21 protein-coding genes and 1 pseudogene are annotated in these 23,547 nt (G+C 71.6%); 7 read left to right on the forward strand and 15 right to left on the reverse strand.

The window, feature by feature from the left end; genetic code table 11:
* The first annotated feature begins 29 nt into the window (after positions 1–29).
* Positions 30–485, forward strand: coding sequence for a hypothetical protein (locus OJ962_RS20155; protein WP_202957753.1), 456 nt, complete (start codon positions 30–32; stop codon positions 483–485).
* Here OJ962_RS20155 and OJ962_RS20160 read toward each other — a convergent pair.
* From OJ962_RS20160 to OJ962_RS20175, 4 genes are read right to left on the reverse strand one after another with little or no spacing between them, the layout of a single operon-like run.
* Complete coding sequence (locus tag OJ962_RS20160) at positions 468–1,091, reverse strand: HAD family hydrolase (RefSeq protein WP_202957754.1); 624 nt, start codon at positions 1,089–1,091, stop codon at positions 468–470. The genes OJ962_RS20155 and OJ962_RS20160 overlap by 18 nt on opposite strands.
* Positions 1,088–1,924: a hypothetical protein gene (locus OJ962_RS20165; RefSeq protein WP_202957755.1), complete on the reverse strand. Its 837-nt coding sequence runs from the start codon at positions 1,922–1,924 to the stop codon at positions 1,088–1,090. The genes OJ962_RS20160 and OJ962_RS20165 overlap by 4 nt, the downstream gene beginning before the upstream one ends.
* Complete coding sequence (locus OJ962_RS20170; protein WP_202957756.1) at positions 1,921–2,394, reverse strand: FxsA family protein; 474 nt, start codon at positions 2,392–2,394, stop codon at positions 1,921–1,923. Before OJ962_RS20170 ends, OJ962_RS20165 begins: the two co-directional genes overlap by 4 nt.
* Before the next feature lie 24 nt (positions 2,395–2,418).
* Positions 2,419–2,781 (reverse strand): STAS domain-containing protein, encoded by a 363-nt coding sequence (locus OJ962_RS20175; RefSeq protein WP_202957757.1) that lies wholly within the window; start codon positions 2,779–2,781, stop codon positions 2,419–2,421.
* Between the two features lie 29 nt (positions 2,782–2,810).
* Between OJ962_RS20175 and OJ962_RS20180 the strand changes: the two genes are divergently transcribed.
* Complete coding sequence (locus OJ962_RS20180; RefSeq protein WP_202957758.1) at positions 2,811–3,107, forward strand: metal-sulfur cluster assembly factor; 297 nt, start codon at positions 2,811–2,813, stop codon at positions 3,105–3,107.
* Positions 3,108–3,129: 22 nt separating this feature from the next.
* Here the strand turns inward: OJ962_RS20180 and OJ962_RS20185 are convergent, their stop codons facing one another.
* Entirely contained in the window at positions 3,130–4,872 is a 1,743-nt protein-coding gene (locus OJ962_RS20185) for a hypothetical protein (protein WP_270006555.1), read from the reverse strand.
* Between the two features lie 101 nt (positions 4,873–4,973).
* On the reverse strand, positions 4,974–6,470 hold the full coding sequence (locus OJ962_RS20190; RefSeq protein WP_270006556.1) for a hypothetical protein: 1,497 nt from the start codon (positions 6,468–6,470) through the stop codon (positions 4,974–4,976).
* 191 nt (positions 6,471–6,661) lie between these two features.
* On the opposite strand from OJ962_RS20190, the pseudogene OJ962_RS34490 reads away from it, so the two are divergent.
* Positions 6,662–7,854, forward strand: a pseudogene (locus OJ962_RS34490) (replication-associated recombination protein A).
* On the opposite strand, the gene OJ962_RS20210 reads toward OJ962_RS34490, so the two are convergent.
* The 6 genes from OJ962_RS20210 to OJ962_RS20235 all read right to left on the reverse strand — a co-directional run bounded on the left by OJ962_RS20210 (position 7,851) and on the right by OJ962_RS20235 (position 12,960).
* Positions 7,851–8,681: a metal ABC transporter permease gene (locus OJ962_RS20210; RefSeq protein ID WP_202957762.1), complete on the reverse strand. Its 831-nt coding sequence runs from the start codon at positions 8,679–8,681 to the stop codon at positions 7,851–7,853. The pseudogene OJ962_RS34490 and the gene OJ962_RS20210 sit on opposite strands and share 4 nt — an antisense overlap.
* On the reverse strand, positions 8,678–9,418 hold the full coding sequence (locus OJ962_RS20215) for a metal ABC transporter ATP-binding protein (RefSeq protein WP_202957763.1): 741 nt from the start codon (positions 9,416–9,418) through the stop codon (positions 8,678–8,680). Before OJ962_RS20215 ends, OJ962_RS20210 begins: the two co-directional genes overlap by 4 nt.
* Complete coding sequence (locus OJ962_RS20220) at positions 9,415–10,329, reverse strand: metal ABC transporter substrate-binding protein (RefSeq protein ID WP_202957764.1); 915 nt, start codon at positions 10,327–10,329, stop codon at positions 9,415–9,417. The genes OJ962_RS20215 and OJ962_RS20220 overlap by 4 nt, the downstream gene beginning before the upstream one ends.
* A 38-nt stretch (positions 10,330–10,367) precedes the next feature.
* Entirely contained in the window at positions 10,368–11,804 is a 1,437-nt protein-coding gene (locus OJ962_RS20225) for a WS/DGAT/MGAT family O-acyltransferase (protein ID WP_202957765.1), read from the reverse strand.
* A 12-nt stretch (positions 11,805–11,816) separates the two neighbouring features.
* A complete protein-coding gene (locus OJ962_RS20230) occupies positions 11,817–12,530 on the reverse strand; it encodes a TSUP family transporter (protein WP_202957766.1) in 714 nt (237 codons plus the stop codon).
* Between the two features lie 106 nt (positions 12,531–12,636).
* Positions 12,637–12,960: a hypothetical protein gene (locus OJ962_RS20235; protein WP_202957767.1), complete on the reverse strand. Its 324-nt coding sequence runs from the start codon at positions 12,958–12,960 to the stop codon at positions 12,637–12,639.
* A 56-nt stretch (positions 12,961–13,016) separates the two neighbouring features.
* Here OJ962_RS20235 and OJ962_RS20240 point away from each other — a divergent pair, with 56 nt between their 5' ends.
* From OJ962_RS20240 to OJ962_RS20250, 3 genes are all read left to right on the forward strand, one after another.
* A complete protein-coding gene (locus OJ962_RS20240; RefSeq protein ID WP_202957768.1) occupies positions 13,017–14,345 on the forward strand; it encodes an APC family permease in 1,329 nt (442 codons plus the stop codon).
* 7 nt (positions 14,346–14,352) lie between these two features.
* On the forward strand, positions 14,353–15,648 hold the full coding sequence (locus OJ962_RS20245; RefSeq protein WP_202957769.1) for an acyl-CoA dehydrogenase family protein: 1,296 nt from the start codon (positions 14,353–14,355) through the stop codon (positions 15,646–15,648).
* A gap of 184 nt (positions 15,649–15,832) precedes the next feature.
* Positions 15,833–16,558 (forward strand): M28 family metallopeptidase, encoded by a 726-nt coding sequence (locus tag OJ962_RS20250; RefSeq protein WP_202957770.1) that lies wholly within the window; start codon positions 15,833–15,835, stop codon positions 16,556–16,558.
* On the opposite strand, the gene OJ962_RS20255 is transcribed toward OJ962_RS20250, so the two are convergent.
* The 3 genes from OJ962_RS20255 to OJ962_RS20265 all read right to left on the reverse strand — a co-directional run bounded on the left by OJ962_RS20255 (position 16,533) and on the right by OJ962_RS20265 (position 23,090).
* Positions 16,533–20,147, reverse strand: coding sequence for a phosphodiester glycosidase family protein (locus tag OJ962_RS20255; RefSeq protein WP_202957771.1), 3,615 nt, complete (start codon positions 20,145–20,147; stop codon positions 16,533–16,535). The two genes, OJ962_RS20250 and OJ962_RS20255, sit on opposite strands and share 26 nt — an antisense overlap.
* 83 nt (positions 20,148–20,230) lie before the next feature.
* A complete protein-coding gene (locus OJ962_RS20260) occupies positions 20,231–22,234 on the reverse strand; it encodes a helix-turn-helix transcriptional regulator (protein ID WP_238932450.1) in 2,004 nt (667 codons plus the stop codon).
* On the reverse strand, positions 22,185–23,090 hold the full coding sequence (locus OJ962_RS20265; RefSeq protein ID WP_202957772.1) for an AAA family ATPase: 906 nt from the start codon (positions 23,088–23,090) through the stop codon (positions 22,185–22,187). Before OJ962_RS20265 ends, OJ962_RS20260 begins: the two co-directional genes overlap by 50 nt.
* Positions 23,091–23,219: 129 nt before the next feature.
* On the opposite strand from OJ962_RS20265, the gene OJ962_RS20270 reads away from it, so the two are divergent.
* Complete coding sequence (locus OJ962_RS20270) at positions 23,220–23,414, forward strand: hypothetical protein (protein WP_202957773.1); 195 nt, start codon at positions 23,220–23,222, stop codon at positions 23,412–23,414.
* Positions 23,415–23,547 lie beyond the last annotated feature (133 nt).

Here is a 23,547-nt window from a genome sequence, read left to right on the forward strand (position 1 = left end):
CCGAGGCACCCCGTACCGTCTGCGACGCAATGTCCCTCTGCTTCATTGAGCCGCAGGACGCCATCCGCGTGATCGCGGAGTCGGTCGGCCGCGAAGCTCGCCGGCAGCTGCTCGGCGAGCTCGTCCGCGCCTGGGTGGACGAGATTCCGGAGAACGAGCTCGCCTCGCACTACGCGAAGGCCGTGGCCGACCTCGACGAGCACGACCTCTCGATGCTCGCGGCGTGGCACGCCTCGATGGAGGTGGGGACGCCGCTCGCGAACAAGGACTTCCTGGTCGGCGCGTTCAAGAACCTGGGCGAGAACCGGCGTGAGGCGCTGAAGATCGCCGCGGGCCTGCGCGGCGAGGACGCGTTCAACGCCGGCGTCGCGGAGGAGCAGGCGCTGGAGTCCGTGCTCCCGTGGCTGAGCAACGAGCGCGCCACCGAGCTCCTGGCCGAGTGCCTGGAGCTCTACATGTGGGACCGCCTAGGTTCCGAGAACTGATTCGAGGTCCGCGATCGTCTGCTCGGTGGTGCGGAAGTGCACCCCGTGGAGGCCGACCGCGTTCGCGCCCTGCACGTTGACCTCGAGATCGTCGACGAACGCGCACTCGCCGGCTTCGAGGCCGAGGCGCGAGAGCGTGATCTCGTAGATCTTCGGCTCGGGCTTGCGCACGCCCTCGAAGCCCGAGTCGACGATCAGCTCGAACATCCCGGTCGGGAGCAGCGGCATCCAGCGCGGCTGCCACTCGCGCACGTTGTTGGTGAGGATCGCCAGCCGCACGCCCTTGGCCTTCAGCTGCGCGTAGTAGCCGAGCAGCGGCTCGTTCGGGCGCAGCGAGCGCATCAGCCGCTCGCCGTACCCGTCCAGGACGACCTCGCGCCCGGTCACCTCGCTCAGCGAGGCGGCCATGATCGCGGTGAACTCGTGGTCGGTGATCTGCCCGCGCTCGAGCTTGAACAGCGGCGGCTCATCCGCGCGTGAAGCGGCGAGCTTCATGGCCTCGCCGAGCGCGCTGAGCGGGATGCCGATCTCCTCGTGCGCCTGCGCGAACGCCTCGTCGAGCGGCAGCGTGATCACGCCGCCGAAGTCGCTGATGACGGCCTTCATGAAGCGAGCCGGATGATGTCGTAGCGGCCGACGCCGGTCTTGCCCTCGACGTGCCAGCGGAAGAACGCGACGTCCATCCGCAGCGCGCCCAGCTCCAGCGTCGAGCCGGTGAGCACTTCGCCGGCCCCGCGGTAGGGGTACTCGGCGTCCTTGTCGAGGTAGATCTCGACGCCGGCGCGGATCTGCCGCTCGGCTTCGTCGGTCGTGGTCGAGAGCCGCACCTCGTCCACCTGGATCGCGGTGTCGTCGGCGCCGAAGTACGCGCCCCAAGCCGCCTCGTCCGCGTGGTGAGAGGCCTTGGTCGAGCGCACGAGCGCGAGCGCGACGCCGCCGTCCTCGAACCACGTCGAGACCGAGCGCGTGAGTGCGATCTTGTCCCAGTCCGGGTTGCCCCACGAATGCCCGCGTTGGCCGAGCCCGTTCACCGCGCGGCCCTCCATCGTCCCGCGCACGCGACAGAGCTGCTCGTAGCCCTCCATCCCGCCGGCCTTCACCACCGCCTGGCGGCCGCCGAAGCTCACCGGCGCCGTCAGCGTCTCGAACACCAGCTCGAACTCGAGCTCACCGCTCCCGCGCACGGTCCAGCGCGTGAGCGGCTCCTCGGTGGCCGCGTCCACCTCGGACGGCGAGGAGACGATCGCGCCGAGCGTCTCGCGGCCGAGGAACCCGATCGCGAGCCCGCTCGTCGACGTCTCACCGTCCACGCCCAGTCCGGAGGCGACGCGCGCGAGCCCGTACAGGCCCGCGTCCGTGTCCGCCCACGAGAACGTCACGGCGTCCGTGTCCCCGGGCTTGCGCAGCGCCCGGGGTGCCTCCAGCTCCAGCGCGCTCATCGTGACGGCGGCGGGTCGACGTCGACGGCGCTGCCCTCGATGTCCTGCGGCCGGCCGTTGCCGTTGAAGCCCGAGTGCGGCGGCGTGGCCGTGCCCGGCATCGCGCCGACGAGCTTGAGCGCGCCGCGCCGGACGAGCAGCCGCCGCAGCACCACACGCGTGGGCGGGAACAGGAACAGCAGTCCGAGGATGTCCGTGATGAAACCGGGCGTGAGCAGCAGCACACCGCCGAAGATCACCAGCACGCCGTCGACCACCTCGCGGTGCGGCAGCCGCCCGGACGCGAGCGCCTCGTTGAAGCGCCGCCACGCGAGCCGCCCCTGCGTGCGCAGCAGGTAGGAGCCCAGCAGCGCGTCCGCGATCAGGATCAGGACCGTCCACCACACACCGATGGCCTGCCCGACCTGGATCAGCAGCGCCAACTCGGCGATCGGGACCGCGATGAAGAGGATGACGAGCAGGAGGGGCATTTCGTGACCCCGACGATACGACGCCTACGTCAACGCGGGCTTAGCGCCGTGGTTGACCCGCACCGCGGGCAACCGGTGCAGGCCGACCGTCTCGATCAGCATCCGGATGTTCGGCTGCGGATGCGCGAGCCACAACGTCACACCGTTGGCGCGTAGCCGCTGCGCCAGGCACGCCAGATCGATCATCAGCGACGGGTCCGCGAACGTCAGATCGCTCAGATCCACGATCACGTCGCGCGTCGCGTTCAGGGCCGCAGAGAACGGCCGCCGGCGCCGACCGCTGGTCGTCCGGTCCTCATCCCCCTCGATGCGGAGGATCGCGAGCTCTGCGTCAAAGGAGACGATGCACGCGACCCTACAACGAACCGCCCGGTTCGTACAGGTCACATTCGCCGAGTTCCCTACACTCGGTAGACATGGTTGACCAAGACGACGTCCTCGAAGCCCTCTCGAACGTGATCGACCCCGAGCTCGGGCTCGACTTCGTGGAGCTCGGACTCGTCTACGGCGTCGAGATCGATGGTGGCACCGTGAACATCACGTTCACGCTCACCACCCCGGCATGCCCGATCGGCCCCCAGGTCTCCGAGCAGATGCAGGAGTTCGTCGGCGAGCTCCCCGGTGTGACCGAGGTCATCCCGAACATGGTCTTCACCCCCGCGTGGACCCCGGACAAGATGTCCGAGGACGCGAAGTTCGCCCTCGGCTACTGACGCCGCACCGCGCGGTGCGTCGTCACGGGCTGACGCGCACCGCGATCGTCTTGCTCGTGCCGCGCGCGTAGGCGAACGCCGAATCTTCGTCGGCGACGACCCGGAACCGGTACGTCGCTGCGTTGAAGGTGCTGCGGAACCGGTAGGACAACCTGAACGAGCCGTCGCGCTTGGTCCGCACCCACCGCTTGGTCGTCGCGACGGGGATCCACCGGCCGGGTTCGCGCACCTCGAGGGCGACGAGCACACCGCCGCGCGGAATCGGTCCGGCGACCCGTCCGCTGAAGACCACAGATCGGCCGTTGCGAATGCGGGTGCTGTTCGGCCGCACCGCGATGGTGGCGGGAACCAGCACGTCGATCTGCGCGAGCGCGGCGGGCAAGGCGTCGGACACCAGGCGTCGGTAGCTGACGAGCAGCGTCCGCGACGCGCCGCCGGGAACCTTCGCGCCGTATTCGCCGTTCTGGTTGGTGGTGGCCGTTCCGATCGCCTTCCACGCGCCGGTGGCGGTGCGCGGCTTGGGCAGGAACGCGCGCGCCTGGACGTTGAGGACCGCGCCGACGATCGGCTGGCCGGCCGCGTCCGTGAGTCGCCCTTGAATGACGGTCGCGCCGTCGCCCTTCACCGTGCGCGAGCTGGGGCCGACGATGGTCAACTGCGCCGTCCCGCTCGCCGCGGGCTCACCGGCCTGCGGTGCTGCGGTGCCGTTCGGCGCTCCGTCTTCGGAGCTGGGCGAGGGCGTGGGCGTGGGCGACGCGCCGGGATCGATCGGGTCGTCAATCACGGGCGGCGGCTTGACCACCGGCGGCGCGGGCACCGTGTAGACCTTGGCCGGGACGAGCGCCGTCTTGTTGCCCGACGCGTCTTCGACGGTGACCCGCAGGTCATGCGATCCGACGGGCAGCACGCCAGGGTTGAGCACGATCTCACGGTCTCTCACGGACAGCGGGCACGGCTGCGGTGAGTCGAACTCGTACAGGTAGTCGGTCTCTCGCAGCGGCGTGCACGTCCCGCCGGTCTGGACCGGCGCGCTGACCACGTCCTTCCACTCTCCGGCACGATCGATGCGCGCCTCGATCACCGCCCTGAAGACGCCGACGCCGACGTCGGTGGCGTCGAACGTCAACGTCTCGATACCGAGTTGTGTCGAGGCAGACAGCAACGAGCCCGTTCTCGGGGAAGCCACAGGGGCTTGGACATCGGTGACGGAGGCCTTCAGGCTCGACGCTTCCGCCTTGCTGCCCCCGCACCAGAACACGCAGATCGACAGCACCAGCAAGCCGGAGATGCCGGGCCCTCCTCCGCGCACCATGTTCGGGGCATGACAACACCAGGGAGCCGTTCCTGCGCAGCCGAGCGTTTGGTTGAACGAAGTCACCGAGTTGGCCAGCGTCTCCGTTGCCGCTGACGTCACGTGTGCGACTGCCGCGGCCGAAGACTGCGACCTCCCGCCGCAAACCGCGACCTCGAACCACGCGAGACTCGTGTTGGCGGCAATCCTGAACTGCCAACCAGCGGTCGACACGTTCTCGCTGTCCCCGGTCTGTACGCGAAGCACGCCGGAGGGCCCGATCGAGCACGAGTCATTGGCGACACCGACGAAACGACCGCCGGGGTCGTACTTCTCCCAACCGTAGGTGCCGACGCTCTTGCCGCTCGGCGTGTGACACGAGTAGAGCGTCATCGTGCCGGCGTGCGCCGTCGCGGTGTGGGTTGCCGCGAACAGCAACGCGAGCAGTAGGACTTGAGTGATGAACCGACCCACGGGACGCGGGACCGTCCCACGAAACCGCGCGTTCTGCAAGTTGTTGGAGCGCATCATCGGCCTACGTAGGGTCCAGCGCGAGAACTTCGCCCCCCACCCGGTCAGGGACGGACCAGGACGGAGACACTCCGACTCGTGCCGCGGGTGTACTGGAAGGCCGAGTCCTCGTCGGCGACCACCCGGAACCGGTATCTCGTCGGGCTGAACGTGCTTCGGAACCGGTACGAGAGGGAGTAGGTGCCGCTCGGACGGGTCCGAACCCACCGGCGGTTTGTCGCGACGGGCACCCAACGTCCGTTGCTGCGGACTTCGAGGCCGACCAGCACGCCGCCATCCGGGATCGGGCCCTCGACGCGTCCGCTGATGACGGCAGAGCTCCCGTTGCGGACGCGCGTGTGGCGGGCACGAGCCGCGACCCGCGCCGCGGCGAGGACCGTCGTCTCCGCCGATGAGCTGCCATCCGGGTGGACGACGCGAAACACGCGCGAGGGACCGCGCGGAAGTGCGAAGGAGAACGCGCCGTTCGCGCGGGATGCGAGCTTGCCGATCGTCGTCCACGGCCCGGTTGCCGCGTCGGCTTTGGGAAGGAACCCGCGCGACTGGATCTCGAGCGCACCGCCCGCGATCGGCTGCGACGAGAGGTCGAGCAGCCGTCCCGTGAGCCGTGCCCGGGTAGCTCGCAGGCGCAGGATCGAGGTCGGTGCGGACGTGGTCACGGGCGGCTGCGCAGGCGCGGCGACCACATAGGGGCGAGCCGGGGTGACGTCAGCGCGATTACCCGACGCGTCCTCGACCACGAAGCGGATGTCGTGCGTACCGACCGGCAGGGCTGCCGGGGTGAAGCCGACGACGGCGCCCGAGACCCGCAACGGACACGGCTGAGGCGCTGCGAACTCGTAGCGAGAGCCCGGCGTCTCGCCGAGCGGCGAGCATCCGAGCTCCTTGGCCGCGAGTTCTTGCCACGGGCCGGATTGACCGACCCTTGCCTCGACGACGGCGCGGTATGCACCAACGCCCGCATCGGTCACGTCGAACAGCACTCGTTCGGCCCCGAGCGGGTGGACGTCGGTCACCACCGGCACGTTGTCGTCGCGAATCTCGGCTCGGAACCGCGACAGCGCGATGCTGGCGGCCACACCGGGCCCACAACTCGCACCGGCGTCGCACCAGACGCGCAGGTGCACGCTCTCCGTCAGGAATCCCGATCCACCGATGGCGCGACCGTCGCATCCCAGCCGAGCGGGCCACTCGGGCCAGACGTTGGTGGCATACGCGACCGGCCCGCCGGCGCGCGCGACTTCGGCGAACGCACGCGTCCCACGCACCTCCGCGCACAGGGAGGCGCTGAACGCAGCGATCGACGTGTCGGGAGCCGCGACGAAGGACCACGCCTGCAGCGGATACACCTCAGGCAGCGGCGCCGTCAGCGAGACGCTCAACGGCCCGCCGTCGCTGCAGGCGTCCGCGCCGCGCGCAGGCGCCGGTTGCCCGCCGACGCTCGCGGACCGGACCCACCCGGACGCGTTCAACGGCCGCCCGGAAGGGGTCTGGCACGAATACACGGTCATCGTCCCGGCGCGCGCCGCGTCGACCGTCATACAGCACGCGCCAACCATGACCAATACGGCAAGGCGAAGCACAACGGCGCCACCGTGCCATGTGGCGTCGGTTCGCGCAACCCTCCAATGAGGGGACAGTCGACGGCGGTGCGTCCGCGCCGCCGCCTACCGTGGCAGCGGTGACGCTCTTCGAGGGACTCGTGTCGACGGCGGCGCCGCTGGCGGAGCGGATGCGTCCGCGCAACCTCGACGAGGTCGTCGGGCAGCGGGAGCTGACCGACCCCGCCGGGACGCTGCGGCGGGCGCTCGCGTCCGGGCAGCCGCACTCGTTGATCCTATGGGGCCCGCCAGGGTGCGGGAAGACGACGATCGCCCAGGCGATCGCGCGGGAGAGCGCGGCCGCGTTCGAGTCGCTGAACGCGGTGACGGACGGGATCGCCGATCTGCGCAAGATCGTCGCCCGCGCGACGGAGCGCCGTGCCATGGGACAGATGACGATCCTGTTCATCGACGAGATCGCGCGCTGGTCGAAGTCCCAGCAGGACGCGCTGTTGCCGCACGTCGAGAACGGCACCATCACGCTGCTGGGCGCCACCACCGAGCATCCTGGGCACGAGATCGTCCGCGCGCTGCGGTCGCGGCTGAAGATCTATCCGCTCACGCCGCTGTCGGACGACGACCTGCGCGAGGTCATCGAGCGCGCGCTCGCCGATCCCGAGCGCGGCCTCGGCGGCGCCCACACGCTCAGCGAGCCGGCGCTCGCGCGGTTGCTGGTCCACGCCGACGGCGACGCCCGCTCTGCGCTCAACGCGCTGCAGGATGCGGCCACGACCAAGCCGCAAGGCGGCGAGATCGACGAGCAGCACCTCGTCGGCGCCCTCGGCAGCCGGCCCGGCACCTACAGCCGCAAGGACGAGTACTACGCGATCATCAGCGCGCTCATCAAGAGCATCCGCGGCTCGGACACGGACGCGTCGCTGTACTGGCTCGCGCGGCTCAAGCACGGCGGGGCTGACCCGAAGGTCATCGCGCGCCGGCTGATCGTCGCGGCCGGGGAGGAGATCGGCACCGCCGCTCCGGGCGCGATCGCGGTCGCCAACTCGGCGTTCGACGCCGTGGAGCGCGTCGGCGCCCCCGAGTGCTGGATCCCGCTCGCGGCGGTGACAGCTACCTCGCGCAGTCACCCAAGAGCTGGGCGGCCTACCACGGCCTCAAGGCGGCCGAGGCGCTCGTCGCGTCCACGCCGGCCTACCCGGTGCCGCCGCACCTGCGCAACGCGAGCACCGCCGTGGACGAGCAACTCGGTCACGGCCGCGGCTACGTGCACGCGTCCCAGCCCGGCGGCGACCGGGTCCAGTTCATGCCGGACGCGCTGCGCAGCACCCGGCTCTATCAGCCCTCGGGCTCGGGTCGCGACCGCTAGCCGCGCCGGAGGGCGAGGACGCCGCGCGGGCCGAACAGGTACGCGAGCCCGAACAGCACGGTCAGGACGACCACGATCATGCCGCCCGTGGAGGCGTCGAGGTGGTAGCTGAGGTAGGTGCCGAGCACCGTGGAGAGCACGCCCGTGCCGATCGCGAGCATCAGCAGCCGGTCGAAGCGGTCGGTCAACAGGTAGGCCGTGGCGCCCGGGGTGATGAGCATCGCAACGACGAGCACGATGCCGACGGCCTGCAGCGCGACGATCACCGTCAGCGCGAGTGCGCCGAGCAGGACCATCTCCAGCCGCCGCGGGGAGATGCCGATCGCGTGCGCGTGGACGGGATCGAACGCGTAGAGCACGAGCGACTTGCGCAGCAGCAGGAGCACGACGACCACAAGCACGCCGAGCACGAGCACCTGGAGGATGTCGCCGTCGCTGACGCCGAGGACGTTGCCGAACAGGATGTGGAAGAGGTCGACCTGGGACGGGATCACGCTCACGAGCACGAGGCCGAGCGCGAACAGGCCGGTGAAGACGATGCCGATGGCGGCGTCCTCCTTCACCCGGCTCGTGCGGTTCAGGCCGCCGATCAGGCCGACTGCGCCCGCGCCGAAGATGAACGCGCCCGCGGCGAACGGCGCGCCGATCACGTAGCTGAGCACCACGCCCGGCAACACGGCGTGCGAGACCGCGTCGCCCATCAGCGACCAGCCGAGCAGCGTCAGCCAGCACGAGAGGACGGCGCACGCGATGCCGACGACCACCGCGACGAGCATCGCGCGCTGCATGAACTCGAACGTCAGCGGGTCGATCAGCCAGTCGATCATGCGCGCAGGGCCTCCTGCGGCACGAAGCCGCCGAAGGCCTCGGCCAGCAGGTCGGGGCGCAGGACGTCGTCGGCGTCGCCGTGGGCGATGATGCGGCGGTTGATCAGCGCGACGCGGTCGCACAACGCGGGCACGGCCACGAGGTCGTGCGTGGAGACGACGATCGTGCGGCCCTCGGCGGCCAGGTCGCGCAGCAGCTCGGTGATCGTGGCCTCGCTGCGCTTGTCGACGCCCGCAAACGGCTCATCCAGGAACAGCAGCTCCGCGCCCTGGGCCAGGCCACGGGCGACGAACGCGCGCTTGCGCTGGCCGCCGGACAGCGCGCCGATCTGGCGGTCGCGCAGGTCGAGCAGCTCCACGCGCTCGAGCGCCTCGCTGACGCGCCGGCGGTCCTCCTCGCGCGTGCGCCGGCGCCAGCCCATCTGGCCGTAGCGGCCCATGGTGACGACGTCCTCGACCGAGACCGGGAAGGCCCAGTCGACGTCCTCGTTCTGCGGGGCATAGGCGACGCGGCCGGCGCGGCGGGCGCGCTCGGGGTCGGCGCCGTACAGGCGGACCTCGCCGGCGTCGACCTTCACGAGCCCCATGAGCGCCTTGAACAGCGTCGACTTGCCCGAGCCGTTCATGCCGATCAGCCCGTGCACGAGCCCGGGCTCGACCGTGAAGTCGAGGTCGTCGAGCGCGAGCGTGTCGCCGTAGCTGACGGTCAGGCCGGAGGCGGTGATGGCGTCGGTCATGTGGAGGCTCCCGTGAGGCCGGCGATGATGGTCTGCGCGTCGCGGCGCAGGAGATCGAGGTAGGTGGGGACCGGGCCGTCGGCCTGCGAGAGCGAGTCGACGTACAGCGCGCCCGCGAAGCGCGCGCCGGACTCGTTCGCGACCTGCTTCATGGCCTCGTCGCTCACCGTCGACTCGCAGAAGACGGCGGGCACCTGGCGCTCGCGCACGAAGTTCACGGTGCCGGCGATCTGCTGCGGCGTGCCCTCCTGCTCGGCGTTGACCGGCCACAGGTACTGCTCGGTCAGGCCGAAGTCGCGCGCCATGTAGGAGAACGCGCCCTCGCAACTCACCAGCGCGCGGCGCTGCGGCGGCAGCGCGGCCAGCTCGCGCTTCACGAGCGCCCCGACCTCGTCCAGCGCACCGCTGTACTCGCGCGCGTTGGCGGCGTACACGGCCGCACCCGCCGGGTCGAGGTCGGTCAGCGCCTTGCGGATGTTCTCGACGTAAATTTTCGCGTTGGAGACCGACATCCACGCGTGCGGGTTCGGCTTGCCCGCGTACTCGCTCTCGCCGGCGATCGGGATCGGCTGGACGCCCGTCGAGAGCGTCACGCTCTTGGCGTCGGCGAGGTCGACGAACTGCTCGAACCAGCGCTCCAGCCCCATGCCGTTCTGCAGGACGAGGTCGGAGGTGGCCGCGTTCTTGAGGTCGGACGGCGTCGGCTCATAGCCGTGGATCTCGGCGCCGGGCTTGGTGATCGACGCGACCTCGATCCGGTCGCCGCCGACCTGCCGGACCATGTCCGCGACCACCGTGAACGTGGTCAGCACCTTCGGCTTCCCCGAGTCGGCGTCGTCCGTGGCGCCGCAGCCGGAGAGCGCGAGCGCGAGGGCTCCCACGGCCACGATCCATCGGAGCGAGTTAGACATGGCTAAAAATCTAGCGCATGACGTCTAACTCGGTCGCGTTACGCGGCTGAAGCAGCGCTCCGGCGTCGTCTCGGCGGCTTGCCGCCCGCGGCTTCCACGAGTTCGGCCAGCGCCTCACGCAGGGCCTGGCCGAAGTCCTCGATGTCGGTGAGGGTGTCGTAGTCGCCGAGCAGGCCGAAGTCCATCCGGCCGTTGTAGGACATGACCGCGACGGCGAGCGACTGGTTCTCGGGCAGGAACGCGACCGGGAACAGGTCCTCGAGCTCGCGGCCGAGCACATACAGCGGAAGCTGCGGGCCGGGCACGTTCGTGACGAGCAGGTTGAACAGGCGCGTGGAGAACTGCAGGCGCGACGCCTGGGCGAGGATCGTCGGCGGGGCGAGCGCCTCGAGGCCGACGATCGCGTCGGCACCGACGGCCTGCTTGGAGCTCTTGAGGTCCTCCATCGCGTGGCGCACGACGCGCAGCCGGGCGACCGGGTCCTCGACGTAGACCGGCAGCGGGCCGCGCATCACCACGATGCGGTTGCCGAGCTGGCCGTGCTCGTCCTTGGCCCGGACGGACACGGGAACGAGCGCCCGCAGCTCCAGCCCTTCGGTACGGACGCCGTGGGAGCGCAGCCAGGTGCGCAACCCGCCGGCCACGACGGTGAGCACGACATCGTTGACCGTGCCGCCGAGCGTGTTCTTGACGAGCTTGAAGTCGCTCAGGTCGTTGCGGACGAACGAGAGCCGGCGGTGCGGGCCGATCGGCACGTTGAGCGGCGTTTCGGGCGCCGGGTTCAGGCCCGCCCACGCGACCTCGCCGATGCCCTCCAGCGCCTCCTTGACGTGGTCGAGCGTCGAACCGGGGTGCGTCGCGGCGCCGACCGCGCCGGCGGCGACGTCGAACGGGAGCTTGAGCAGCCCTTTGACCCCGCGCGCGGCCAGCGCCAGCGGGGCCGGTTCGGGCTTGGCCGCCCATGGCTCGCCCTCGTGCGGCGCGATCTGCGGGACCGGCTCGAGGTCGAACATCACGGTCATCAGATCCACGCCGGACACGCCGTCCACCAGCGCGTGATGCGTCTTGGAGATCAACGCGAAGCGGTTGCCCTCGAGGCCCTGGACGAGCCACAGCTCCCACAGCGGCTTCGCGCGGTCCAGCCGCTGCGAGTGGATGCGGGCGGCGAGCGCGCGCAGCTGTTCCTCGCTCCCGGGGTTCGGCAGCGCGGTGTGGCGCACGTGGTACTCGAGGTTGAACGTCGGGTCGTCGACCCAGATCGGCCGGCCCGTCTCCAGCGGCGGGAACGCGAGCTTGTGCCGGTAGCGGGGCACGAGGTGCAGCCGCGACCGAATGTGGTTGAGGAAGTCCTCGTACGACGGCGGCGGGCCTTCGAAGATCAGCACCGCGCCGATGTGCATGTGGCTGTTCGCCCGTTCCTGAGCCAGGAACGAGGCATCCACGGCTGAGAGCCGGTCTCCGTGCGCCTGCGCCATCCCCGCGGGAGCCTAACTGAGCGCTCCGATCAACCCAACCACGACCGCGACGAGCATCACACCGGTTAACACCCGCTCGTAGTGCGGGCTGGCCGCGAGGCGGGTGAACCCGCGTCGCCCGATCAAGTGCGCGACAACCACCGCGGGCAGCAGGCCGAGCACGAGCGCGCCGTCGGGCGCGACGATGTCGCCGGAGGAGACGAGCGCGAAGGCGCCGAGCGCCGCGAGGCCGATGAAGCAGACCGTGAGCGTGTCGCGCACCTGCTCGGGCGGCGCGCCGCGGCCGAGCAGGTGCAGCAGGATGGGCGGGCCGTTGGTGGACGTGGTCGTCGTGAGCGCACCCGCGGCGAGCCCGGCGACGGACGGGGGGATGTGCGCGGTGGTGATCCGGCGAGCGAGCAGCGTCGCGAGCACGCCGAGCGTCACCGCTACCTGCAGCGCGACCTCGGGCAGCGCGCGCAGGGCCACGACACCCGCGAACGCTCCGGGCACCGCGAACAGCAGGATGACCACCGCCGCCCGCTTGAGCGGCTGCGGCGTGCGGTGCTCGGTCATCAGCGTGAGCAGGTTCACCTCGAGCCCGAGCAGGAGCAACAGCACCACCGCCGGCTCGGCACCCACCGCCGCGAACACGAGCGGCGCGGCGACGAGGCTGAACCCGAACCCGGTCGCGGCCTGCAACATCGTCCCGACGAACACGGACACACACGCGGCGGCAAGAAGCACGCCACCAACATAAAGAGGGACAGTCCCTCTTTAGGAAACGGCACCGCACAGAGCCAAAAACCGGTCGTGGACGGCGGGCGGGAACCTAAAAGGGGACAGTCCCTCTTTAGGTTCCGGAGTCGCGCCAGCCCATGAAGGCGCGGGCGGCCGCGGCCTTGGGCGTGAGCGGAAGCGGCACCGGGGCCGGCGCCGGCGGCGCGGCGGGTGCGGGCAGAACGAGGGTCGGCTCCTCCTCGTACTCCGCGTCGTCGCTCGCGGTGGACACGTGCCACATGGCGAGCAGCGGGCCGCCACACACGACGAAGGCCGCGACGCCGAACGTCACGGGCGTCGCCGGCCAGGCCTCGGAGAGCCAGCCGGCGATGGCGGCGGCGAGGAAGACCGGGGCGGAGAGGGCAGCGAGGAGGGAGAGCGCACGCGGGGACGTCACGCGAACACGTATCGGCCACAAGCGTGAACGGCTTGACAGGCGGGTACGGGCCGTCAATGGCTGCCTACGCGGACACAGCCGGCCCCAACGAGCGCGAGGGAAGCCCGCTCGCCGCCGGGATCACGAAGAAGACCCTGCTGCTGTTCATCGTCGGGGACATCCTCGGCGGCGGCATCTACGCGCGGACGGGCGAGGTCGCGGGCGAGATCGGCGGCGCGATCTGGACGGGCTTCCTGGTCGCCGCGATCGTCGCCGCGTTCACGGCCGCTTCCTACGCCGAGCTCGTCTCCAAGTACCCGCAGGCCGCCGGCGCCGCGCTGTACATCCACAAGGCGTTCAAGACCGACCTGCTGACGTTCGTGGTCGCGTTCGCGGTCATGTGCTCGGGCCTGGCGTCCGCCGCCGCGCTCGCGACCGCGTTCGGCGGCGACTACCTGAGCCAGTTCGTGGAGCTGCCGCAGATCCTCGTCGGGCTCGTCGTGATCGGCGTCGTGACCGCGATCAACTTCCGCGGGATCAAGGAGTCAGCCGGCTTCAACGTCGTCTGCACGCTGATCGAGATCGCCGGCCTGTTCCTGGTGGTCGTGATCGGCGCGACGTTCCTGTTCGACGGCGGCGGCGACCCCGGTGCCGCGCTCGAGTTCAAAGACGACGCCACGCCCGCGCTGCTGATGGTCGCCGGCGCGTCGATCGCGTTCTACGCGCTGATCGGCTTCGAGGACGCGGTCAACGTCGCGGAGGAGACCAAGGACGCCACGAGGTCGTTCCCGCGCACGCTCTTTACCGGCCTCGCCATCGCCGGCGCCGTCTACCTGCTCGTGACGCTGATCGCCGGCATGGCCGTGCCCGCGGACACGCTGGCGGGCTCCGACGGCCCGCTGCTCGAGGTCGTCGCGCTCGGCCCGCTCGCGCTCAACAGCAAGGTATTCGCCGCCATCGCCCTGTTCGCGCTCATCAACGGCTGCCTGCTCAACCTCATCATGGCCAGCCGCCTGATGTACGGCATGGCGCGGGAGAAGGTCGTCCCCGAGGTGCTCGGCACGGTGCACCGCGGCCGCCGCACGCCGTGGGTGGCGATCGCGTTCACCGCCTCCATCGCCGCCGTGCTGGTGATCATCGGCGACCTCTCGACGCTCGCCGACACCACCGTGCTCCTGCTGCTGCTGGTCTTCATCGGCGTCCACGTCGCGCTGCTCAAGCTGCGCTCGGAGACCGTCGAGCACGACCACTACCGGGCCCCGACCGCGCTCCCGTACCTGGGCATCATCACCTGCGCCGGCCTGGCCGTCCAGTCCGTGACCGACGACCCGCAGCTCGTGCTCTGGGCGGGCGGGCTGATCGTCTTCGGTCTGATCCTGTGGGTGATCGAGCGCGCCGTGCGATGATCGACCGATGGGGTGGGACTTCGCGACAGAGCCCGAGTTCCAGGAACACCTGGACTGGATGCGCGACCTCGTGCGGGACGAGGTGTGGCCGATCGAGACTGTTTTCGAGGACCTCGGCTATGAGGGCTTCAAGCGTGCGATAGCGCCGCTGCAGGAGCGGGTCAAGGAACGCGGGCTGTGGGCGGCGCACCTGCCGCCCGAGCTCGGCGGGCAGGGCTTCGGACAGGTCAAGCTCGGGCTGATGCACGAGATCCTCGGCACGAGCCCGCTCGCACCCGCCGTGTTCGGCAGCGCCGCGCCCGACAGCGGCAACAGCGAGATCCTCGCGCTCGCGGGCACGCCGGACCAGAAGGAGCGCTACCTGCACCCGCTGCTCGCGGGGGACCTGCGCAGCGCGTTCTCGATGACCGAGCCCGAGACGGCGGGCTCGGACCCGACGCTGCTGCAGACGCGCGCGACACGCGACGGCGACGACTGGGTCATCAATGGCCACAAGTGGTTCTCCACCAACGGCTCGATCGCGGACTTCCTGATCGTGATGGCGGTCACCGACCCCGACGCGCGCCCGCACCAGCGCGCGTCCATGTTCATCGTCGACGCCGACACGCCGGGCGTGAACATCGTCCGCGACGTCGCGACGATGGAGCACCCGGCGCAGACGTTCGGCGTCTACGGCAACCACGCCGAGATCCGCTACGAGAACGTGCGCGTCCCCGGCGACGCCCTCCTGGGCGGAGAGGGCGAGGGGTTCCTGATCGCCCAGCACCGGCTCGGCCCGGGCCGCATCCACCACTGCATGCGCTGGCTGGGCGTGTCGAGAAGAGCCTTCGACGCCCTGTGCGAACGCGCCGTGTCACGCCACGCGTTCGGCGGCGTCCTCGCCGAGAAGCAGTCGATCCAGAACTTCGTCGCGGACTCCGCGGCCGAGATGCACGCCGCGCGCCTGATGACGCTGCACGCCGCGTGGAAGATGGACAACGAGGGCGCGTCGGCCGCCCGCACTGAAATCAGCATGATCAAGTTCTTCGGCGCGAAGGTCATGCACGACGTGATCGACCGCGCGATCCAGGTGCACGGGGCACTTGGGTACTCGACCGACCTACCCTTGGAGGCGATGTACCGCTACGCGCGTGCCGGCCGCCTCTACGACGGCGCCGACGAGGTCCACCGCCAGTCCGTCGCCCGCCGCGTCCTGCGCGGCTACGAACCCCACGACGTGCCGTCCGAGCACGTCCCCACCCGCCGCGAGGCGGCTCGCGAGCGCTTCGCGGACCTGCTCGAGGCGGTGACCTCCAACGACTAGGTCAGCCTTCGCGCCGCTGCTGTGCGCGCTGGCGTTCGCCGCGTGCGGCGGCGGTGACGATCCGCAGCCCACCACGTCCGCGCCGGACCCGCGCGAGCCCGTTCCGGAGGCGTCGCAGGCGGCGTCCTCCCGCCTCGCCGACCGTTTCGACGAGGACCGCGCGTGGAGGCAGCTCGAGTACCAGGTGAAGATCGGGCCGCGCCCGGCCGGCTCGCCGCAGCTCAAGCAGCTCGCCAGCTATCTGAAGGCGCGGCTCCCCCGCGGCAGGTTCGAGAGCGTCCCGGGCGGCCTGCAGAACGTCGTCGGCGAGATCCCCGGCAAGGGCAAGGCGATCGTGCTCTCCGCGCACTACGACACCAAGGACATCCCGGACTTCGTCGGCGCCAACGACGGCGCGGGCGGCACCGCGGCCGTGCTGGAGATCGCTCGCGTCATGGCGAAGACGAAGCGGCCGAAGAACGCGCCGCCGATCCGCTTCGTGCTCTTCGACGGCGAGGAAGCCACCAACGACGCCGACTTCTACGGCACGGGCGTGCGCGGATCGAAGGCGTACGCGAACAAGCACGCCAAGAACATCGAGAAGCTCGTCCTGGTCGACTTCATCGCCGACAAGGACCTCTCGATCCCGCGTGAGGAGAGCTCGGACGAGGAGATGTGGGCGGACCTGCGCGCGGCGGCCAAGCGCGTGGGGGCGCAGTCCGTGTTCCCGGACGAGTCGTCCGGCGCCGTGATGGACGACCACACGCCGTTCCTGCGCAAGGGCATCCCGTCGATCGACCTGATCGACTTCGACTTCCCCTGCTGGCACCAGCCCTGCGACGACCTCACCGCCGTGTCCAAGGAGTCCTTGAACTTGAGCGGTGAGGCCGTGCTGGACTACATGCTCACGGAGTGGAGGTCGCGAGCGTGAACGTCAGCGTCCGGCTGTAGGTGCCGGTGCGCAGGGGATCGTTCTTCGCGATCGTCTGCCGGAAGCCGATCGCGAACGTGTCGTTGGTGACCGGGCCGCTGAACGTCTTCGGCAGGTTCGGCGTCTCCAGCGGCTGAGCGAGCTGAAAGGCGCCGTTGGTCAGGTGGCCGGGGTTGCTGACCGACAGCGTCGCCTCGCCGGCCGTGCTGGTCACCGTCGCGGCGGTGGACGCCTCGTAGGTGTCGTCGACGCCCGGGACGAACGCCGGGAACGTCGGCGCGGTGCCGAGCGTGAGGGCGAGCGTCGCCGGGACCGAGCCGCCCACCGTGCCCTCGACCGGCGGCGCCACGTACGGGCCGACGACGATCGTCTTGGAGCCGGTGATCGGGGCGAGGTCGTCGCCGTCGCGCATCGAGTCGGCCTCGGCGGTGACGGTGACCTCGCCGGCGCGCACCGCGGTGAGCTCCCGCGTCGCGGTGTTCAGGACGGCGACCTTGCCGGCCTTGCGTGCGTCGTCGACGCTGCCGTTGAGCTGCAGCGAGTCGCTTCCCTTCCAGCGGACGCTCATCGGGTAGCGCAGCGGGACCTTGCGCGTGCCGGTGGCGACGCCGTTGGGCTGCACGAGCTCGCCGCCGAGCGTCGCGGACGAGCCCGCGGCCAGCGCGTCGGGACCCGACACGCCCACGCTCTGGGCGAACGCGCGCACGTCGGCCTTGATGTCGTCGGACACGCCGTACCGCACCCAGCCCGTGAAGCCGCCGCGATCCGGCGTGCCGTACGGCGACTTGCCGCTCGAGGGGAGGACCATGTACGGCACGCCCTCGATGCGGTCGACGTTGACGATCTGCGCGTGCGAGCCGACCATCATCGCCGGCTTGGAGGACTCGCTCAGCAGCTTCTCGATCAGCTGCACTTCCTTGCGGTCGCCCAGCTGCGAGGCGTCACCCGGATCCGGGTCGTTGGTCGGGTGGTGGGCGAACACGACGACGCGCTTGACCGAGGCGTCGTCGGCCGCACTCTCCAGCGCCTGCTGGAGCATCGGCAGCTGCGCGTAGTCCGAACCGCGGAACGTGCCGCGCGTCGAGTTGAGCAGGACGAAACGGACGCCCTTGTGGTCGAACGTGCGGTACGGGTCGCCGAACACGGCCTTCCACGCGTTCAGGTTGTCGGTGCCGTAGGACTCGTGGTTGCCCGGCACGTAGAGGCAGGGCACCGTGTCGGCCGTCGGCGTCCCGGGCGCGCCGGTCTCGACCATGTCGCAGCCGCCGGCCTCCAGCGTCTGCTTGGCCAGGTCGACGTCGGCCTGGTAGCCCGTGTCGACGATGTCGCCATTGAGCACGACGAAGTCCGGGTTGTGCTGGCGGATGCGCTTGAGCGCGGCGATCGCGACGCGCGAGAGGTCCGGCGCGGCGGCCGTGAACTGCACGTCGGAGAGCGCGGCGAACGTCCAGTTGGCGTCTGAGAGATCACCGTCGCGGCTGACCAGCCGGTCTGCCGGGGCCGCTTCCGCGGCCGGCGTGGCGATCTCCGCCGGGACCTCCACCTCGAGGTCGTCGAGGATGAACGAGCCCTTGTACTGCTTGGCCGCGGACGTCTCGATCAGGCGGACGTTGTCCACGCGCACCGGGTACTCGACCCCGGTCGCCGGGAGGTTGACGGAGAACTTCGTCCACTCGGTGCCGGTGGCGTAGCCCGGGCGCAGGTCGAGGACCTTGTTGGCGGCGTCGCGCAGCGAGATCGTCACCCACTGGCCGTTGCCGTCGCCCTTGACCCACACGGACGCGCGCAGCGGCTGGCCGGCGAGCACGCGCTGCGTGCGCAGAACGGCGCCGGCGGAGCGGGTCGCGGTCGCCTGGGTGAAGTCGTAGGTGATCTTCATGCCCTTGCCGGTGCGCCCCTCGTCCACGATCGTCGCGCTGCCGCCGGCGGCGCGGTCGTGGCGGTAGTTCCAGACGTTCGGCGTGTCGAAGCCGTCGACCAGCACGCGCTGGGCGCCGACCGTGACCGGGATGCGCGCGGTCAGGCCCGCGGCCTTGACGGTGAGGATCGTGGCGCCGTCGGCGATCGGGTCCACGCGCAGGCCGCCGTTGACCGGCGTGACCTCGAGCACCGTGTTGTCGTACTCGAGCGTGAGGTCGGCGGGATCGATGCCGGTGGTGAAGCCGTCCGCGTCGCGGCCGTTGATGCGGACCGTCGAGGTGGCGGCGCCCGGGTCGGCGTAGCTGAGGCGCAGGGCGCTCGGCTCGAGCTCGACCGGCTTGCCGAGGACGCGCACGTCGGTGCTCGCCTCGACGCTGCCGGACTTGGCCGTGACCGTGACCGTGCCGGGCTCGTTCGGGGCGGTGAAGACGTTGCTGGCGCCCGTCCAGGTGAGCTCACCCGTGGGGACGGGCGTGTCGTGGTCGTCGAGGCCGGCGGCCGTGAACGTGCGGCGCATGCCGGGGAACACGCGCGCGTCGGCGGGCGCGATGACGAGGTCGTGCAGCGTGCCGTCGCCGGGCGCGACGAAGACGCCGACGCCGTTCGGGTCGGCGCGCTCGCTGCCGTCGGAGGGCGTGTTGCGGACCGTCGCCAGCGGGTTGCCGAGCGGGCGGGCGACCATCGTGGTCGAGCCGCCGCCGTCGAGGTTGAGCGCGGTCTCGGCGCCCAGGTCGGCCATCAGCTCCGCGGTCTGGCGGACGGTCGGGCCGGCGACCAGCGACTGGCGGCCGTCGGCGGTGACCAGCATCAGCGTCTTGCCGCCGTTCTTGAAGCCGATCGCCGTGCGGGGCGCCTGCTCGCCACCGGCGGCCGGCTGCGGGATGCCGTTCTGGACCAGGACGACGTTGCCGCCGACGGCGAACGTCAGCTGGTCGGCGATGTCGCTCTTGAGGTCGTAGGCGAGGCTGACGGCGTCGCCCACCTGGAGCGCGCGGATGGCCTCGGCGCCGGCTTCCCGGCCGACGAGCGCGAACGAGTTCGCGGGCAGCTCACCCGCGCCGGCGGTCGTCGGGTTGATCGACGCGACCTTGCCGTCGGTGACGATGACCTCGGCGACGTTGGTCGAGCCCTGGACGCCGCGCATGCGCGAGTAGGTGCCCCACAGCGGCGTGTACGCCGCGAGGTTGTTCGCGCCGACGTCGGTCGGGTCGTTGAGCGAGCGGACGGCACGCGTGCCGGAGGGAAGCGTCGCGCTGGCCTGAAGCGTCAAGTTGGCGAGCCGGCCGAGGCGGTCGGTGCTCACGCCCGCGACCAGGGAGCGGCCGATGCCGGACTTGCGGACGGCGCCGCTCAGGATCTCCGGGCCGATCGCCGCGTTGGAGTTGTTGATGTCGAAGAAGTCGCCGTTGACGCCGGCGACCGCGCCCGCCTCACGGACCTGCGCGCTGAGGGCGGAGCCGCGGGCGACCGGGCCGGCGGTCAGGAGGTCGGTGCGGACGGCGCTCTGGTGCAGGTCGACCTCGAGGATCTGCGCGTCGGTCCAGCCGATCTCCGACAGCGTGACGAGGTGGCGGAGGGTGACGCCCGGACCGATGCGCTCCGTGTCATCCGTGAGCGCCAGCCCGGCGGCGGCCGCGGACGACGGCACCGCCAGGACCGCGACGGTCACTGCCGCGGCTAGGGTTCTGGAGAGAGGTTTCACCCGCGAACTTCTCCCGGAAATCGAGCATCAGGTCGTCAACGTCCTGTTACTCACCTCGCGGTCATGGCCGTCTCGGCGAGTGCGTCCGCGAGCTCGGTGCGGGAGCGGATGCCGAGCTTCGCGTACGCCTTCGCCAGGTGCATCTCGACCGTCTTGACGGTCACGAACAGGTCCTCGGCGATCTCGCGGTTCGAGTGGCCTTCAGCGGCGCGCTGGGCCACCCGCAGCTCGCTCGGGGTGAGCGAGCCGACGCCGCTGCGGGCGACCCGCCGAGGGCGTGCGCCGGAGGCCAGCGCCTCCTCGCGGGCGCGGCGGGCCAGCGCGGTCGCCCCGGCGCGGACGGCCAGCTCCTGGGCGAGCGCGGCCGTCTCCCGCGCGCCGGTCTTCTGCCCCGCGCGGCGCTGCGCGTGGGCCAGGTCGGTCGTGGCCGTCGCGAGTTCGAGCAGCGCGGGCGAGTCGGTGAGCGTCGCGACGGCGCGTTCGAGGCCGGGCAGCGTGCTGTCGTCGTCGGCGACGAGCGCGACCGCGCGCTGGGCGACACCGATCGCGCGCGGGGTGCCGAACCGCTCCGCCAGCTCGAGCTCCTCGGCGGCGAGGCGTGCCGCGCGCCGGCGGGCCCCGGCCCGCGCGAGGGCGAGCGCGGCGTCCGACCGCCACGGCACCACGCTCGGGTTGCCCGCGCCCCACGCCAGGCTGATGCGTCCGCACTCGAGCAGGTCCTCGGTGCCCGGCTCGTGCGCGCCCTGCGCCAGGCGCAGCAACCCGCGGGCGTGCAGCAGCAGGTGGTACGGCAGCGCGTCCGGATCCGAGTCGCCGTCGAGCGTCTCGGCCTCGATCCGGGCCAGCTCGTCGCGCCCGGTGTCGCGGGCGAGCGCGATCAACGCCTTCACCGCCCGCGCGGCCGGCACCAGGGCATCCGCGCCGTGCGCGTCACGCGCGAGCTCCAGTGCGAGCGCGCTGTCCGCGTCGGCGTCCGAGATCCGCCCGCGACGCCAGTTCACCAGCGCCTGCATCGACGCGGCGCTGACGCGCAGGATCACCGAGCCGCGGCGGCGCGCCTCGTCGAGCATGCGGGCGTTGATGCGGCTCGCGTCATCCAGGCGATCCGCCCACATCGCGGCCACGCCCGCGACCAACATGCCGTAGCCGCCCTCTCGCGCATCGACGGGCATCAGGTCGCCCGCGACCGAGCGGACGGCGAGGCCGGCGGTCTCGGCGGCCGGGCGCAGGCCGCCGGCACCGGCGTCGAAGGCCATGCCCGCGAGGAGGAACGCCTCCAGCCGCGTCTGCGGGGCGTGGCCGGGATCCCGGAGCCCGGCGATTCGCCCCGCGAGCCGCTCACGCGCGCCGCGGCTGATGTAGGCGAGGCCGATCAGCTCCAACTCGACAAGCTCGCGCAGCTCCGGGTCGTCGAGCGCGGGCGGCACCGCTTCCAGCACGTCGACGGCGCGCACGGCGTCGCCGCCGAACTTCAGCGCGCGGGCCAGCTCGAGCGCGGCGCGGGCGCGCGCGGCGGGCGCGGACGCCTCCGCGACGGCGATCCGCAGGTGCTCGGTCGCCTCCCCGAGCCCGGCGCGGGCCTCCGCGTGGCCGAGCTCGGTCAGGACCTCGCAGCGCAGCTCGGGCGGAGGCGGCTCGGCCAGCGCGCGGCGCAGGTAGGCGGCGGCGGTCGCCGGTGCGCCGAGCACCCGTGCGCGCTCTGCGGCCGCGCGCAGGATGGCGACCCGCTCCGGGTCACGCGCGGGCTCGATGTGCAGCGCGTGCGTGGCCAGCTCCTCCGGGTGCGCGCCACGCTCGGCGAGCACCGCGTAGGCGGCGGCGTGGTGGCGTTCACGGCGCGAAGCCGACATCCCGGCCAGAACTGTGGTGCGCACGAGCGGATGCGTGAAGGTGAGCCCGGAGTCCCCTTCGAGGATCCCCGCACGCACGAGCGCCTCCTCGGCCGCGCCCATCGCTCCGTGATCGAGGCCGGCCAGCCGCGCGGCCAGTCCGGCGCCGGCGCCCTCACCGAGGATTGCGACGGCCTCGGCCAGCGGCCGCGCGCCGTCCGGCATGCCCGCGAGGCGCAGCTCGATCGCCGTGGAGACGCCGCCCGGGGCGAGCGAGCCGATGCGGCGCGCGGCCTGGGCGGTCGGGGGCCAGCCGGCGCGCGCTCACCTCGCGCAGCAGCTCCGAGAGCAGGAACGGATTGCCGCGCGTCGCCTCCAGGCAGGCGAGCGCGAAGTCCTCGTCGGCGTCAGCGCCAGCGGCGTCGCGCACGAGCGTCTCGACCGAGTCGCGGCTGAGCGGCGCCGGCCGCAGGACGGTGGCCCCCGGCTCGGTCAGCAGCGTCGCGGAGATGTGCCCGGGCGCCTCCGCCACCGGCCGGGTCGCCACGGCCAACAGCACGGGCAGGCCTTCGATCCGGTGGGCGAGAAAGCCCAGGAACTCGGCCGAGGGAGTGTCCGCCCACTGCACGTCGTCGACGACGATCACGAGCGGCTGCGCCCTCGCCAGGCTGCTGACGAACCAGAACAGGCCGTTGATCTGCGAGTAGCGGTCGGCGCCGCGCGCGTCCAGCTCCTGCAGGTCACCCGCGCCCAGCACGGCACGGGCGAGCGCACCGGCGCCGGCGAACAGCTCCGTGCGCTCGGCCTCGGCGGTGGCGAATACGAGCGGTTCGAACAGCTGGCGGACCACGCCGAAGGCGGCGTGGGCCTCGAGCTCGGTGCCGCGCGCGGCGAACACGCGGGCGCCGTCACCGGCGGCCGCGGCCCGTGCGTGTCGCAGCAGTCGGGTCTTGCCGATCCCGGGCGGGCCCTCGACGACCACGAGCCGCCCCTCGCCGCGACCGGCGTCACCCGCCATCGCGGCGAGGGTGGCGAGCTCGGACTCGCGTTCCACCAACGCGCCTGGCTCTCTGCGGGTCACTGGCAAGCGCAGAGCGTAATCCCTGGGTCAAAACACTCGGGTTGATCCAAGGGGCGCCCCCGTTGTGAGGCGGACCCGCCGGTCCGTACTGTCGCGGTCATCGCAACCTACGCAGACAAGGAGTCACGCATGAACCTCTCTCTGACCCACATCGAGCTGCTCGCCGGCCTGCAGGTCAACCACGCGGAGCCGCTCGTCGCCGCGGGCTCGTCGATCAATCACGCGGAGCCGCTCGTGGCCGCGGGCTCGTCGATCAACCACGCGGAGCCGCTCGTCGCCGCTGGCTCGTCCGTCAACCACGCCGAGCCGCTCGTCGCGGCCTAGCCGATGACCGCGGTCGGCGACAGCCACGCTCTCGTGCTCGAGTCACGCGCGCACGCCGTCGCCGGCCGCCTCGAGGCGGCGCTGGCCACGGCCGCGGCGGCCGCCCCGGCCCGCCCCCCGCCCGGGCGGGGCC

The organism is Solirubrobacter deserti, assembly GCF_027587175.1.
GTDB classification, from domain to species: Bacteria; Actinomycetota; Thermoleophilia; order Solirubrobacterales; family Solirubrobacteraceae; genus Solirubrobacter; species Solirubrobacter deserti.